The sequence below is a fragment of the Stakelama pacifica genome (assembly GCF_004361835.1).
Lineage (GTDB): Bacteria > Pseudomonadota > Alphaproteobacteria > Sphingomonadales > Sphingomonadaceae > Sphingomonas > Sphingomonas pacifica.
This window is the reverse complement of sequence record NZ_SNWD01000010.1, coordinates 56,034-69,885: the sequence shown is the minus strand read 5'-3', so window position 1 is coordinate 69,885 and position 13,852 is coordinate 56,034. Positions and strand designations below refer to the sequence as shown.

Annotated in this window: 15 protein-coding genes; 7 read left to right on the top strand and 8 right to left on the bottom strand. The window is 64.1% G+C overall.

The features are described 5' to 3' along the window. Window positions 1-20: 20 nt before the first annotated feature. The 3 genes from EV664_RS13830 to EV664_RS13820 form a co-directional block, all read right to left on the bottom strand. Window positions 21-1,424 carry an NAD(P)H-dependent flavin oxidoreductase gene (locus EV664_RS13830; protein ID WP_133496315.1) on the bottom strand — a complete coding sequence of 468 codons (1,404 nt, stop codon included), beginning with the start codon at window positions 1,422-1,424 and terminating at the stop codon, window positions 21-23. Between the two features lie 58 nt (window positions 1,425-1,482). Continuing rightward, window positions 1,483-2,619: a glycosyltransferase family 4 protein gene (locus tag EV664_RS13825; protein ID WP_133496314.1), complete on the bottom strand. Its 1,137-nt coding sequence runs from the start codon at window positions 2,617-2,619 to the stop codon at window positions 1,483-1,485. A gap of 95 nt (window positions 2,620-2,714) precedes the next feature. Next, window positions 2,715-3,614: an alpha/beta fold hydrolase gene (locus tag EV664_RS13820; protein WP_133496313.1), complete on the bottom strand. Its 900-nt coding sequence runs from the start codon at window positions 3,612-3,614 to the stop codon at window positions 2,715-2,717. 18 nt (window positions 3,615-3,632) lie between these two features. Between EV664_RS13820 and EV664_RS13815 the strand changes: the two genes are divergently transcribed. The 3 genes from EV664_RS13815 to EV664_RS13805 all read left to right on the top strand — a co-directional run bounded on the left by EV664_RS13815 (window position 3,633) and on the right by EV664_RS13805 (window position 6,836). Further along, a complete protein-coding gene (locus EV664_RS13815; protein WP_133496312.1) occupies window positions 3,633-5,009 on the top strand; it encodes a protein adenylyltransferase SelO family protein in 1,377 nt (458 codons plus the stop codon). A gap of 84 nt (window positions 5,010-5,093) precedes the next feature. Then, entirely contained in the window at window positions 5,094-6,506 is a 1,413-nt protein-coding gene (gene astD, locus EV664_RS13810; RefSeq protein WP_133496311.1) for a succinylglutamate-semialdehyde dehydrogenase, read from the top strand. A gap of 135 nt (window positions 6,507-6,641) precedes the next feature. Continuing rightward, window positions 6,642-6,836, top strand: a complete 195-nt coding sequence (locus EV664_RS13805; protein WP_133496310.1) for a DUF1289 domain-containing protein — start codon at window positions 6,642-6,644, stop codon at window positions 6,834-6,836. 453 nt (window positions 6,837-7,289) lie between these two features. Here the strand turns inward: EV664_RS13805 and EV664_RS13800 are convergent, their stop codons facing one another. Further along, on the bottom strand, window positions 7,290-7,718 hold the full coding sequence (locus EV664_RS13800) for a (deoxy)nucleoside triphosphate pyrophosphohydrolase (protein ID WP_133496309.1): 429 nt from the start codon (window positions 7,716-7,718) through the stop codon (window positions 7,290-7,292). Between the two features lie 51 nt (window positions 7,719-7,769). On the opposite strand from EV664_RS13800, the gene EV664_RS13795 reads away from it, so the two are divergent. After that, complete coding sequence (locus EV664_RS13795; RefSeq protein WP_211338512.1) at window positions 7,770-7,970, top strand: Flp family type IVb pilin; 201 nt, start codon at window positions 7,770-7,772, stop codon at window positions 7,968-7,970. 93 nt (window positions 7,971-8,063) lie between these two features. Continuing rightward, the gene (locus tag EV664_RS13790) at window positions 8,064-8,252 is read left to right on the top strand and encodes a Flp family type IVb pilin (protein WP_133496308.1); all 189 of its coding nucleotides are present in this window, start codon (window positions 8,064-8,066) and stop codon (window positions 8,250-8,252) included. A 75-nt stretch (window positions 8,253-8,327) separates the two neighbouring features. Here the strand turns inward: EV664_RS13790 and EV664_RS13785 are convergent, their stop codons facing one another. Genes EV664_RS13785 through EV664_RS19295 form a run of 4 tightly spaced genes read right to left on the bottom strand, consistent with a single transcriptional unit; the run spans window position 8,328 to window position 12,121 of the window. Next, window positions 8,328-9,281 (bottom strand): acetyl-CoA carboxylase carboxyltransferase subunit alpha, encoded by a 954-nt coding sequence (locus EV664_RS13785; RefSeq protein ID WP_133496307.1) that lies wholly within the window; start codon window positions 9,279-9,281, stop codon window positions 8,328-8,330. Between the two features lie 14 nt (window positions 9,282-9,295). Continuing rightward, window positions 9,296-10,201 (bottom strand): tyrosine recombinase, encoded by a 906-nt coding sequence (locus EV664_RS13780; protein WP_268237685.1) that lies wholly within the window; start codon window positions 10,199-10,201, stop codon window positions 9,296-9,298. After that, the gene (locus tag EV664_RS13775; protein ID WP_162848859.1) at window positions 10,198-12,003 is read right to left on the bottom strand and encodes a hypothetical protein; all 1,806 of its coding nucleotides are present in this window, start codon (window positions 12,001-12,003) and stop codon (window positions 10,198-10,200) included. Before EV664_RS13775 ends, EV664_RS13780 begins: the two co-directional genes overlap by 4 nt. After that, window positions 11,984-12,121 (bottom strand): hypothetical protein, encoded by a 138-nt coding sequence (locus EV664_RS19295; RefSeq protein WP_162848858.1) that lies wholly within the window; start codon window positions 12,119-12,121, stop codon window positions 11,984-11,986. The genes EV664_RS13775 and EV664_RS19295 overlap by 20 nt, the downstream gene beginning before the upstream one ends. Before the next feature lie 88 nt (window positions 12,122-12,209). Between EV664_RS19295 and EV664_RS13770 the strand changes: the two genes are divergently transcribed. Both EV664_RS13770 and aroB read left to right on the top strand, forming a co-directional pair. Next, entirely contained in the window at window positions 12,210-12,749 is a 540-nt protein-coding gene (locus EV664_RS13770; RefSeq protein WP_133496359.1) for a shikimate kinase, read from the top strand. Next, a complete protein-coding gene (aroB, locus tag EV664_RS13765) occupies window positions 12,746-13,849 on the top strand; it encodes a 3-dehydroquinate synthase (protein WP_133496305.1) in 1,104 nt (367 codons plus the stop codon). The genes EV664_RS13770 and aroB overlap by 4 nt, the downstream gene beginning before the upstream one ends. The last annotated feature ends 3 nt before the right edge of the window (window positions 13,850-13,852 follow it).

Genomic DNA, 13,852 nt, shown 5'->3' with positions numbered 1-13,852 from the left:
CGCTCCACCCCGCCCTCGCCTCAATCGCCGGTCAGGATACGATCGACGAGTTGCTTTACCGTCGGGACATAGCCGTTTGAGTAAAACGGGTCTTTCTTGAAATTATAGGCATTGTGCCCGGCGAACATCAGATTTTCGTCCACCGGCCCGCCATGGGCGATTTCCTGCAGCGTCTTTTGAATGCAGAAGGAGCGCGGATCAGCGAGCCGCCCCGTCGAATTCGTCTCGGTATCCGCCCAGGATGAGAACTGACACTGGCTGAGGCAGCCCATGCAATCCGCCTGATCCTTACGGATTTCCTCCTTCTCCTGCGGCGTCACGAACACCAGCGTGTTGTCGGGCGTCTTGAGCGCTTCGGTATAGCCGAGCCCGACCCATTCGCGCGCGCGCAGCAGATCGCCTCGGGTCACCCAGAAATTCTTGCTCTTTACACCCGCGTCGAGCTGGAACGCATGGTCGCCCGCCTCCTGCTTCGAAAAGGCGATCTGACGCTCCGAACGCGCTTCCAGATTGCGCAGGAACGGATTGCGCACCGCGCTGGAATAGAAACCGGTGGGCGAGAATTTGTGGAGCAGGACATCGCCCGGCTCCAGCTCCATCAACCGCGCCTTCCACGCTTCCGGAATCGGGCTTTCCTGCGTCAGCAGCGGCCGGGTGCCGAACTGAAAGGCGATGCTGCCAAGTTCCGGATTGTCGATCCAGTTGTCCCAGTCGCGCAGATACCACACGCCGCCCGCCATCACGATCGGCACATCGTCGGAAATCCCGCCCTCGCGCATCGTATCGCGCAGCGCCTTTACGCGCGGATAGGGGTCCTGCGGCTCCAGCGGATTTTCGGCGTTCGACAGACCGTTATGCCCGCCCGCAAGCCACGGGTCTTCATACACCACCGCCGCCAGCCATTCGGACGCCTTGGAATAAGCGCGCTTCCAAAGCGCGCGAAACGCCCGGCCCGAGCTTACGATGGGGAGATAATTGACATTATAGCTCGCCGCGATTTCGGAGAGCTTATACGGCATCCCCGCCCCGCAGGTGACGCCGGCGACCATGCCGCGCGTGCGCTCCAACACGCCGTGCAGCACGCGCTGCGCGCCGCCCATCTCCCAGAGCACATTGATGTTGATCGCGCCCTTGCCGCCCGCAATTTCGAACGCGCGCTTGACCTGCTGCACCGCGCCCTCGATCGCATATTCGACCAGCTCCTCATGCCGCTCGCGCCGGGTAAGCGCATGATAAACCTGCGGAATGATCTTGCCTTCGGCGTCATAGCTGTCCGCGTTCACCGCAGAGACGGTTCCGATGCCGCCCGCTGCCGCCCAGGCACCGGCGCTGGCATGGTTGGTCGCCGCCACGCCCTTGCCGCCCTCGATGAGCGGCCAGACTTCGCGGCCATTATACAGGATAGGCTTCAGGCCTTTGAACACAGATCCTCCAATTTAATTCGGCGATAGCCTAAACATATTGCGGTGAAATGGCGAGCGATTAACCCTGATTAAAAGCGTCAGGACGCCCGATCGCCCCTCCATACAGTCGGGCATAAGCAGCCACCATCGCTTTTTCATCGAACAACGCGCGTGCCCGCAACTGGTTCGACTTGCCCAGCTGGTCGCGCGCGCGCTTGTTTTTGGCGAGTACCTGCAACCGGTCGCGCAATCCCACCGCATTCCAGTTGGGGCACAGATATTCGGCATTGTCAGCCGCCACCATTTTCGGCACATCGCCGACCGGCGGCGCGACGACCGGCAGGCCCGCCGCCATTGCCTCCATCACCGAAATCGGCTGCTGTTCGCTTTTCGACGACAGCGCGAATATGTCGAACAGGCCGAGATAGCGGTGCGGATCGGGCAGGAATCCGGGCATTACCAGATCGTCCTCCAGCCCCATCAGCTCGGCGGTCTCCAGGATATTCTCGCGCTCCGGCCCCTCGCCGACGATCACCAGCTTCACGGTAAACGCCATACCGCCGACCGCGCGCAGCAGCAGAGGCAAATATTTTACCGGGCGCAGCCCCGCGATCGTGCCGATCACGATCTCACCCTCTTTCTTCGTGAAACCGGGAATAGCGTCGGGCTTTGCCGGCTTGCCGTAAAGCGACGTATCGATCCCGTTCGAGATCCGGTGGAGCCGCCCGTCGGGCACCTTCCAATATTGCGTCGCCACCTTTTCAAGCTTTTCGGAAGGCACGACCAGCGCATGGGCGGCGGGCAGCGCGACGCGGCGATACATGTTGCGAATCGGGTTCAGGCGGCGAGCCTCGTCCTCGTTGAACCCGTCTTCATGATGGATCACGGGCGGCAGCTTGCCGGAAAAGACCCGCTTTGCCATCACCCCGTCAATCGCGCCCCAATTATAGGTGAGCACCAGGTCAAATTTCGCCATGGCCCGCGCCAGCATCTCATAGCGTTTCACCGACGGCCTGCCGGTCAGCGCGGGCGGGTCCTGCGCAATCTCGTACCGGATTCCGCTCGCGATTCCCTCGCGCGCGCCCAGCGCCCCCGGCACCCCCGACACGATGGTGTGCCGGGCGGCATCGCCGAACGCATTCATCAGCCGGACCGCGCGCGCTTCCTTGCCGCCGGGGTCGAAGCTGGAAAACAGATGGAGGATTTTGATCGTCATCGGAATATGCGCCTAGAGCATTTTCCAGTCAGGTGGAATCACCTGACGGTTCAGAAAATGCGTCAAAACCGACATCTGGAAAGCGAAACGCTTCGTCACGCCGTGGCTGCGCTCAGCCGCGCCTCGACCCGCGCGAGCAGCCGGTCGATCCCAGCCACGGCTTCGGGCTCTTCCAGTGTCGGCGCATGGCCGGTGCGCGGCACTACGACCAGCTCGGCGTCTGCATTCCGTTCGACCATCCGCGCGGCGACCGATGCGGGAAAGATATCCGACGTCTCGCCCCGAACGATCAGCAGGGGGCATCCCTGCAGCCGGTCATAGGCGCGCCACATATCCGGCCCCGCTTCATTGCCCGGCACGCGGAACGGCTCGGCGATCTTCATGTCGTAATCCAGCGTGATCCGCCCCGTCGAGGTCAGGCTGTACAGCCGCTTCGCCATGCGCAGCCAGTCCTCGACCCCATAATCGGGATAGACGTCGCGATTGGCCTCCGCCGTCGCGCGCGCTGCATGCATCCAGGTCGCGAACGAGGCAGAGCGCCCGACATAGCCGCGAATCCGGGCGAGCCCTGCCGAATCCAGCTCCGGCCCGACATCGTTCAGCAGCGCGCCGACGATATGATCGCCCTCCGCCGCCGCCAGCAGCATCGTCAATATCCCGCCCAGCGACGTGCCGAAGGCAATGAACCGGTCGAGCTTGAGATGCGCGATCAGCGCCTCGACATCCTGAAGATAAGTGAGCGGGACATAGCTCATCGAATCCTTGGCATAGGCGCTTTCGCCGCGCCCGCGCAGTTCGACCGCGATGATTCGCCATTCCCCGGCCAGCCGCTCGGCCAGCCCCTCAAAATCGCGCGCATTGCGGGTAAGTCCCGGAAAACACAGGATTGGCGGCCGGTCGCCGCGCCCCGGATAGTCGCGATAATGCAGCCTCAGGCCGTCATTCGACCACCAAAAGCCGTCTTCGAATCCCTGGCTGTTGTGCTTTTCACCCATCAGCACCCATATCGCGGCATGGCCTTTTTACCGCAAGTCGCAAGCTATCGCCCTGAACGAACGATTCTCGATCTGGGCGAGGAATTTCTCGATCCCGTCGCTCCGGCCGATTTTCCGAAGACGATATTGCGCTTCCGCAACCGGCGCTGGGACGGCGCGGTCGGGCTTGCCGACATGAGCGATACGCAATGGACGCGCCATTTCGGCCGGTTCGAATCCCTGCCCGGATCGCTCGAAACTCCGCTCGCACTGCGCTATCACGGACATCAGTTCCGCCAGTATAATCCGGACATCGGCGATGGTCGCGGCTTTCTCTTCGCTCAGCTTCGCGATGGCGCGGATCGCCTGCTCGATCTTGGGACCAAGGGGTCTGGCCAGACACCCTATAGCCGGTTCGGCGACGGGCGGCTGACGCTGAAGGGCGGCGTACGCGAAGTGCTCGCCACCGAAATGCTCGAAGCGCTGGGCGTCGAAACCTCGAAAAGCTTCTCGCTGATCGAAACCGGCGAATCGCTCGAACGTGGCGACGAACCCTCGCCCACCCGCTCGGCGGTGCTGGTCCGCCTCAGCCATGGCCATATCCGTATCGGCACGTTTCAGCGGCTCGCCTATCAGCGTGACGAAGCAGCGATGCGCCGCCTCACCGCCTATGTCCTTAAAAATTACTATGGCGAGGAAGCGGGCGAAGCTCCTGCCGAACAATTGCTGCCCCATGTCGTCGAACGCACCGCCCGCCTCGCCGGGCAATATATGGCGGCGGGTTTCGTCCACGGCGTGCTCAATTCGGACAATATCAACGTCACCGGCGAGAGTTTCGATTACGGCCCCTGGCGCTTCGCCCCGACCTGGCAGCCCGGCTTCACCGCTGCCTATTTCGATCATCAGGGGCTGTACGCTTTCGGTCGCCAGCCCGAGGCGATCCACTGGGACGCGATGCAGCTTGCCATAGCGCTCCGCCAGATCAGCGAGGCGCAGCCGCTGATCGACATTCTCGAGACCTTCGGTCCCTGCTATCAGCGGCATGTCACCGAAGCGATCCTGTGGCGTCTGGGGGTGCGCCCGCGCGATCCCGAAAGCGATACGGCACTTGTCGGCGCGGTCGAGCGCGCGATACGGGCTGAGGACACCCCCATTGACCGCTTCTTCTTCGATGCGTTCGGCGGCACGCTGCCCGAAAGCTATGGTCCCGGTTTCGACGGGGTCCGCACTGCGCTGGCCGACTACACGCCGCGACGCGACCGCAGTGCCGCCTATTGGCGGGACGCTGCGCCCTGTTCGATGCTGATCGATGAGGTCGAAGCAATCTGGGAAGCGATCGACCGCGATGACGACTGGTCGCGCTTCGACGCAAAAATCGATGCGATCCGTCGGATGGGCGAAGCGCTCTCGGCATAAGGACCGTGGAAAAGACCGGAACAATCGGGCAAGACCAGCGCTCGCCCGAAAGAACGATGATAGTAACGAAAGAGTAGAGCCGAGATGACCGGAGCTGAACTGATCTCCTTCGAACCCGCGACCGGCGCCGAATTGTGGCGCGGCGCTTCGGGCGATGTCGATGCCGAAGTCGCAAAGGCGCGGGCAGGCTGGGCTGACTGGGCCGCGCGTCCGGTCACCTACAGAATCGAGGCGCTGCGCCGCTTCGCGAACACCGTTCGCTCGCATCATGACGAATTCGCCGATCTGATCGCGCGCGAAACCGGAAAGCCGCTGTGGGAAGCGAAGACCGAGGTCGATACGGTCATCAACAAGGTCGACATTTCGGTGACTGCCTATTCCGAACGCACCGGCCAGCGACGGCTCGACGCGCCGATGAACACGCGCATGGCGCTGCGCCACAAACCGCATGGCGTGCTTGCCGTGCTCGGCCCGTATAATTTCCCCGCGCATCTGCCCAACGGCCATATCGTGCCCGCGCTGCTCGCCGGGAATGCGGTGGTATTCAAACCGTCCGAAAAAACGCCTGCGACCGGCGAAATGCTGGTGCGCTGCTATCACGAAGCGGGCATTCCGGAAGGCTGTGTCCGCCTGCTGCTCGGCGGCCCCGAAGCGGGCAAGGCGCTTTCCGGCCATCCCGATATCGACGGCCTGCTCTTCACCGGATCGGCGCGCACCGGCCTTGCGCTCAACCGGCAATTCGCCGAACAGCCCGAGAAGATCCTCGCGCTCGAAATGGGCGGTAACAACCCCATCTTGGTGTGGGACAGCCCCGACCTTGCCGCAACCGCGACGCTGATCGTGCAATCGGCCTTCACCACGGCGGGGCAGCGCTGCACCGCCGGGCGGCGGCTGATCGTCGGTAACGACCAGTATGAGCCACTGATGGCCGAGCTGACCGATCTGATCCGCCGGATCATCGTCGATTCTCCCCATGCCGATCCGCAGCCGTTCATGGGACCGGTTATCGACAGCGACACCGCCGATATGCTGACCGAGAGCTTCCTGTCGCTCTCGACTCGCGGCGGGCGCCCGATCGTTCACCTCAAACGGCCACGCGGTAACCTTCCCTTCCTCACCCCCGGCGTGATCGACATGACCGAGGCGAGCGAGCGGCCCGATGCCGAGCTGTTCGGCCCGATCCTTCAGGTCGTGCGCACCGACAGTTTCGACGATGCGATGGCAGAGGCGAACCGCACCCGCTACGGCCTGTCCGCCTCGCTGATGAGTCAGGACCCGAAATTGTTCGACCGCTTCTGGGCAACGATCCGCGCAGGCATCGTCAACTGGAACCGGCCGACCAACGGCGCGTCCTCGGCAGCGCCGTTCGGCGGCATCGGCTGGTCGGGCAATCATCGCCCCAGCGCGCTCTACGCCGCCGATTATTGCGCCTATCCGGTGGTATCGAACGAAGCCGATCAGGCGCGCGCGACCATCGGTATCGGGCTTCGCGATTAGGGTCGGGCTTGCCGGTCGGGGGACGGGGTGCGGCCATTCGGCCACCCTGCCGCCCGATCGGAAAGAAGGGCAGCTGGCATCGCTCTTCCCCCGATCCTCTGCTCGCCCCGCGACAGTCTCCGCGAAAAAAGTGGCATGGAAGACGATTTCATCTCGATCGAACCGGCGGCACAGGTTGCGAACCCGTGTGTCGGCATATGCCGGATCGATCCCGATAGCGATCTGTGCCGCGGCTGTGCGCGAACACTCGATGAAATAAGCCGATGGAGCACGGTTGACGATGCCGGGCGGCAGGCGATCCTCGATCGCATTGCCGCACGCACCGCTTGAAACGGCAGCCCCATCGCCGCCGCGCCGGCACTTCCGGGGCATAGCCGCCCCCCTAGGCTCGTCCGGCTGTTGCGTCCGACCTGGAGGCTCACCCTTGCTTGGCGGCTCGCCGATACGCCGCCACGACCAATCCGACCGTCGCAAAGGGGCAATTCCGATCCGCGCCTTGCATGGCTGATAGCAAGCTGCGTTGATGTGGACCTATCCGCGTATTTCGATCCTCGCCACCGGTCGTCACCCCAGCGAAAGCTGGGGTCTCCGGCGGGCTTGGGGAGAACCGAGCCGCGCACCTCCAGCAGATGCCAGCGTGCGCTGGCATGACGGCGGGGGATAGGTCGCCATCCATGCAGCTTGGTATGAGTTGTCCATCGCGTCGCCATGCTATCGAGGGCGCTCTTCGTCCATGCCTTCGCCGAATGCCGGAACAGGCCCCGGCACGGCGCACTCACCCTGTCAAAGCAGCGCGTCGAGCAGGCCGATCAGCGGCCTGTCGGCAGGCGGCATATCGAGCGCGAACAATTCGTTCGGGCGCACCCATTTCAACGCGCTGGCATGGAGCGCGCGCGGTACGCCGCGCCATTTCCGCAGCACATAGAGCAGCAGCAGCAAATGCCGATCGCCCAGTGGCTCGCTGGCAAAGGTGGCGGGGGCAAGACATGATGCCTCGGTCTCGATCCCCAGTTCTTCGTGAAGTTCGCGAATCAGGGCTGCTTCCGGGGTTTCGCCGGGCTCGGGCTTGCCGCCGGGAAACTCCCAAAGCCCGGCCATCGCGGTGCCTTCGGGCCGCCGCTGCACCAGCACCCGCCCGTCCCCATCGACCATCGCCGCCGCGACAACGAGAAAAAGCGACCGCTGTGCCGCCGCGTCAGGGGTATGAAGCATTTTTTAAACGTCCCTTGCTATCCGCAGTCCGTTGACCATGGAGAGCGAGCGATGTTCAAGTCCCTTCGAAGCAGCGCGCGCCGCCTGATGCGCGAGCGTGCCGGGGCAACGGCAATCGAATATGGCCTGATCCTTGCGCTGGTCGCGCTGACGCTGCTGGTCGGCCTCACCGTGCTCGGCGGCGTAAACGGTGGTCTGTGGTCCTCGGTTGCATCAAATGTCGTCACCGCCGAACAACCGGCGGGGGCTTAAGCCTTTCTCAACCAACCACGTCTAAACCGGTGACGCTAAACGGGAAATTCCTGAATAGCCGGGTATTTTGAAACGGATTGTACGGAGACCGGCATGTTGGCCATTCGCAAATTTATCAAGAATTCCAAGGGCGCTACCGCCATTGAATACGGTCTGATCGCAGCGCTGATCGCAGTAGCCGCAATCACAGCGATGAAAGCGCTCGGCGGAAGTCTGAGCAACACCTTCTCTTCGGTTGCAGGCGACCTCAATGCAAGCACGGATGCAGGCAACAGCGACTAATCGCTAAAAGGGCGGCGGAGCATCTGCTCTGCCGCCCTTTTCATGTCTGCGCGCTTTTTTGGCGGCAGGGCGCGTTCACCCCCGGCCCATTTCCAGAAATTTGGCGCGGCGCTCCTTGCGCAGGACAGCGGCATCCTTGCCGTCCAGCTCGCCCAGCGCCTTTTCCACAGCATCGCCCAGCGCTTCGATCGCGCGGCCCGGATCGCGATGCGCACCGCCCAGCGGTTCTGCGATAATCGTGTCGATCACCCGCAATTCCTTCAGATGCTGCGCGGTCACCTTCATCGCTTCGGCTGCGTCCGGTGCCTTGTCAGCCGTGCGCCACAGGATCGAGGCACAGCCTTCGGGCGAGATCACTGAATAAACGGCATGTTCCATCATCAGCACGCGATTGCCGCTGGCGAGCGCAATCGCACCGCCGGAGCCCCCCTCGCCCAGAATCGCCGACACCATCGGCACGCCGAGGTTGAGCGATGCCTCGGTCGAACGGGCAATCGCTTCGGCCTGTCCGCGCTCCTCGGCCTGAATACCCGGAAACGCACCCGAGGTATCGACCAGCGTCACCACCGGGATGCCGAAGCGGTCGGCGAGTTCCATCAGGCGGATCGCCTTGCGATAGCCCTCGGGCTTACCCATGCCGAAATTATGTTTGATCCGGCTGGCGGTATCGTCACCCTTTTCATGGCCGATCACCATGACCTTGCGCCCCCGGAAGCGGCCGAGACCGCCCAGAATCGCATTGTCGTCGGCAAAAGCGCGATCGCCGCCCAGTTCGACGAAATCGTCGATCAGCCCTTCGACATAATGGTTGAAATGCGGGCGTTCGGGATGGCGCGCGACCTGAGTCTTTTGCCATGGCGTCAGCTTCGCATAGGTTTCGCGGAGCAATTTGTCCGATTTCGCCTGAATACGCGCGACCTCGGCATCGATATCGATGTCGACATCGCCCTCGCTCGCGGTTTCGCGAAGTTCGTCGATCCGGCCCTGAAGCTCTGCGATCGGTTTTTCAAAGTCTAGAAAGCTAGGCATATCGACCAAGGCGGTTAGGGCGAGCGCGTGCGAAGGTCAACGAGCGGATGACGTTGATTGACAAGTTCGACCAGCCGGCTGCTCTCGACATGCGTGTAAATCTCGGTCGTGGCGATATCGGCATGGCCCAGCATCGATTGCAACGCACGCAAATCCGCGCCCCCGGCGAGCAGATGCGTGGCAAAGGCGTGGCGCAGCACATGCGGGCTGACCCGATCGGGCGGAATGCCTGCTTCGGCGGCAAGCGCCTTCATGATCTGATAGAGGCGGATACGCGTCAGATGCCGCCTGCCCGACGGAAAGAGCCAGAGCGACGATGCGGGCACATGATCGCGCCACACAGCGACGGCGGCGCGCGCACGATCCGAAATCGGCACTAGCCGCTCGCGTCCGCCTTTGCCCGTCAGGATCAGGAAGGGTCGGTCGGAGGCGACCGCATTGCGCGGCAACGACACCAGCTCGGTCGCGCGCAGCCCCGACCCGTAGAGCAGCTCGACCAAAGCGGCGAGCCGAAGGTCGCGCGGATCGGGGGGAATGCGCGCCTGCCGCTCGGCAATCGCCGCGAACAGCTTCCCGACATCGTCGATCGACAGGATTTTGGGAAGGCTGCGCGCCGATCCGGGGCGCGGCAGATAGCGGCCCGGGTCGTCGTCGCGCATCCCCTCTTCGGCAAGAAACGCATAAAAACGCCGCAGTGCCGAGGATTTGCGCGCCACGGTCGAACGCGACAAATCGGCCCAGCCGTCGCTCAGCCGGGCGAGCGCCGCTGCATCCGCATCGCCAAGTCCGCCGTCAAGCGCTTCCGATGCCAGCCGTAAATCGGTGGCATAGGCCGAAATGGTGTTAGCCGATGCCCCCGCCTCGGCCGACATCATTTCCAGAAAGCGCTCGATCAGCGCGCGGTCGCCGCTTCGGCTCAAAGCCGGGCGATCGATTCCGCTGCGATCATCCGGGCATAACCGTCCAGCCCCGATGCGCGCATCGCCGACACGATATGGTAGAGCGCCTGCGGAGGGACGCCGCCCCAATCAGGGGTCTGCATGCCGACCGCGGCCAGCAGCATCACCATGGCCGGATCGCGCTTGCGCCCCGCCTCATCGATCGCCTCCGCCCAGCGATTATCGGCTTCGAGCTGGAAGTTCATCGATTTTGCAGCGGCAGCGGCATCGCGTTCGGAAAGCCGCCCCAGCCCGGCGAGCCCGGCGACCAGCATCTGCGCCTTTCGCGCATCGCTGCCCGCGCCGCGCACGCGATAGGCATCGACATCCGACTGGTTCAGCCGCCGCGAGGGCGAAGGATCAGCGAGCATCAGCATCGCCCAGGCATCGCTACCGCGCGGCACATTGGGCAGCCAGCGCATAGCGGGCATGTCCAGCCCCGCCGTCAGCATCGAGGCAACCAGCCGATCGGCCTCTGCCGCATTCGGTCCCGATGCCGGAATCCCGGCCGCAGCGCGCGCGGTCAGAACCAGCCGGGCATAGCGGCCCAGCCGATCGGTCGGCCCGTCCCACAACCGTTTCAGCGCCGCGATCCGTTCGTCCAGCGTCGCTGCGGTATAGGCCTCTCTCAGGTCATGTGCGACTGCGATCTGATCGCTCGGTGCTTCGCCAGCTTCATCGATCTGGCCGTAAAGGTCGACCAGCGCCGCGCTCGACAAGATGCCGCGCGCCGCCGCTTCGGGGGCGTAGGGCAGCCGCTCGGTCGGCGAAACCATCGGCGCCTGCACGCGCCAGAAACGCACCTGCGAGGGCGCATCGTCGAACAGGCGCGGCGGAATGGCGGTGCGCGTCGCGGTGGCAAGGCCATAGCGCCATGCGGTCAGCCGCGAAACGCCGTCCCATTCGATCGTCACCGCTCTGCGTCCCTGAGCACCCTCGCCTGCCACTTTCTCGGCGAGCAGCAGGTCCACATTGTTGCCGCCCCGGCGCCGGAGCGAATCGATCAGCTCGCCCGCTTCATCGGGTTTTCCGGCAAGCCCCGCGCACATCGCGGCGGCATATTTCCAGCCCTGCTCGTCCGACACAGTCTGCGCCGTGCCGACCAGCGGGCACAGTCCCGCCGGGTCGGCCATGGCCAGATGCGCCTGCATCGCGACCTGATACAGTTTGGGCGTATAGCGTTCGGTATCGACCGACTGGACCAGCGCGCGCGCAGCGAACGCCTCACCCATGCGGACCAGCAGCCATGCGCGTTCAGCCGCGAAATCGGCGCCGTTGACCATCGCCGGCACCTCAGTCTGCGACACGAGCGCACGGCGCATGCCGATCGACAGCCAGCGCGAGGCAAGCGGCGTGTCGATCCGCCGCATCAACCCCTCGATGAAGCGGCCGTTATAATCGCCATAAGCATTGGCGGGCAGGCCGCCGGTCGCCGCCGACAGGAACCCTGCGCGCGACAAGGGCCGCCGGGCATATTCGGGCAGCTCATATTTGAGCAGATCCTCGGCGGTGAGCGTCGGAACCGGGCTGGGCGTCGCTTCGGGCTGCGGCGTGTCGCCGGGGGGCAACAGGTCTGTCGGCACAGGCACCGGCGCGGGCGTCGGGCTCGGCGCAGGACCGGTCGGGCGCGGCGTCGGCTTTGGCGTCGGGGTCGGCGCGGGGCCATCGCCGAATCCGGGCGGAAGCAGCGATTCGGGCCGGTCCTGACCGATGGCGGGAACGCCGACACCGATCAGGGCAATGCAAAGCGCGCCAATGGCCGTGCTAGTTCGTGAGATTGTCAAGCGGGATCACCTTTTCGACGGTCGTCACGGGCTGCTGCGTATCCTTTGAAGACAGCAGGAACAGCCCGCCCACCAGAATGACGAGGATAACAATCAGCAGGAGCAGGGATCGAGACATGCGTTAGGTCGCCTAAGAAAAGCTTTACAACAAAGATGCGCGGGGCCTTTTGCCCGAAGCGCAGGCTCGCTGTATAGCCCTGATGACAATGTTACAAACCCGCGATAGCGCCCCCGCATGGGATGGCCGGACGATCGTGCTGATCGGCCTGATGGGCGTGGGCAAATCCACGGTCGGACGGCGGCTCGCGCATCGGCTGAACCTGCCGTTCGTCGATGCCGATACCGAGATCGAGGCAGCGGCCGACCTTTCCATCCCCGAAATTTTCGACCGGTTCGGCGAAGCGCATTTCCGCGACGGTGAACGCCGCGTCATCCACCGGCTGATCGACGGCCGGCCCAAGGTGATCGCGACGGGGGGCGGGGCGTTCATGCAGGAGGACACGCGCGAGCTTATCCTACGTCATACCTATGCGATCTGGCTCGATGCCGATCCGTCGGTGCTTGCCGAGCGCGTGCAGCGGCGCGACACCAGGCCGTTGCTGCGCGACCGCGAACCGATCGAGGTGCTCACCGAACTCGCCGCGAAGCGCAATCCGGTCTATGCGCTCGCGCCGGTACGGATCGAAAGCAAGGCGGCACCGCACGATGTGACGGTGGACGCGATATTGAAGGTGTTGCGACGTTGAAGACGGTTCCTGTCGCGCTGGGCAAGCGCAGCTATGACATTCATATCGAACAGGGGCTGCTGGGCCGGGCGGGCGAAGTGATCGCGCCGCTGGTGGGCAAGCGGCCCGTGGTGGTGGTCGCCGACCGCAATGTGAAGGTTCATCTTTCCACGCTGCGCGGATCGCTCGGCGCGGCGGGGATCCCAAGCGAGGCGATCGAACTGCCCGCGGGGGAAGCGACCAAAAGCTGGGATCAGCTTGCCGCGCTGACCGACCGGCTGCTCGACCTCGGCGTCGAACGCAGCGACCATATCATCGCGCTGGGCGGCGGGGTGATCGGCGATCTGGTCGGATTCGCCGCAGCAATCCTGAAACGCGGCTGCAATTTCATTCAGGTGCCGACCACGCTTTTGGCGCAGGTCGACAGCTCGGTCGGTGGTAAGACCGCGATCAACACGCCTGCAGGCAAGAATCTGGTCGGTGCCTTCCATCAGCCCGCGATGGTGCTGATCGATCCGGCGACGCTCGACACGCTGCCGTTGCGGCAGGTGCGGGCGGGCTATGCCGAGGTGGTGAAATACGGACTTATCGACGATCCCGATTTCTTCGCATGGTGCGAGGCGAATTTCGAAGCGCTCTATGCGGGCGATTCGATGGCGCGCGAAACCGCGATCGCGCGATCGGTGGCGGCAAAAGCGCGGATCGTCGCCGAGGATGAGCGCGAGACGACGGGCAAGCGGGCGCTGCTCAACCTCGGCCATACGTTCGGCCATGCGCTTGAGGCGGAGAGCGGCTTTTCCGACCGGCTGTTCCATGGCGAAGCGGTCGCGGCGGGCATGGCGCTCGCCTTTGCCTATTCGGCGGAAAAAGGACTGTGCCCGAAGGAGGATTCCGAACGGGTAAAGGCGCATCTGCGCGCGGCCGGACTGCCGCACGACCTTGCCTCGGCGGGGATCGGGGCGAGCGGCGCGCGGCTGGCCGATCATATGCGGCATGATAAGAAAATGGCGGCGGGCACCCTGCCCTTCCTCCTCGCGCACGGGGTCGGGCAGACCTATCTTGACCGCGATGTCGCGCTGGACGATGTGGCCGCATTTCTGGACCGCTGCGACCGGGGTTGAGCC

Bases quoted from the DNA above. Each gene is read 5' to 3' on its own strand.
- EV664_RS13825 (WP_133496314.1), bottom strand. From the start codon at position 2,619: ATGACGATCAAAATCCTCCATCTGTTTTCCAGCTTCGACCCCGGCGGC.
- EV664_RS13820 (WP_133496313.1), bottom strand. From the start codon at position 3,614: ATGGGTGAAAAGCACAACAGCCAGGGATTCGAAGACGGCTTTTGGTGG.
- EV664_RS13815 (WP_133496312.1), top strand. From the start codon at position 3,633: ATGGCCTTTTTACCGCAAGTCGCAAGCTATCGCCCTGAACGAACGATT.
- astD (WP_133496311.1), top strand. From the start codon at position 5,094: ATGACCGGAGCTGAACTGATCTCCTTCGAACCCGCGACCGGCGCCGAA.
- EV664_RS13805 (WP_133496310.1), top strand. From the start codon at position 6,642: ATGGAAGACGATTTCATCTCGATCGAACCGGCGGCACAGGTTGCGAAC.
- EV664_RS13800 (WP_133496309.1), bottom strand. From the start codon at position 7,718: ATGCTTCATACCCCTGACGCGGCGGCACAGCGGTCGCTTTTTCTCGTT.
- EV664_RS13795 (WP_211338512.1), top strand. From the start codon at position 7,770: ATGTTCAAGTCCCTTCGAAGCAGCGCGCGCCGCCTGATGCGCGAGCGT.
- EV664_RS13790 (WP_133496308.1), top strand. From the start codon at position 8,064: ATGTTGGCCATTCGCAAATTTATCAAGAATTCCAAGGGCGCTACCGCC.
- EV664_RS13785 (WP_133496307.1), bottom strand. From the start codon at position 9,281: ATGCCTAGCTTTCTAGACTTTGAAAAACCGATCGCAGAGCTTCAGGGC.
- EV664_RS19295 (WP_162848858.1), bottom strand. From the start codon at position 12,121: ATGTCTCGATCCCTGCTCCTGCTGATTGTTATCCTCGTCATTCTGGTG.
- EV664_RS13770 (WP_133496359.1), top strand. From the start codon at position 12,210: ATGTTACAAACCCGCGATAGCGCCCCCGCATGGGATGGCCGGACGATC.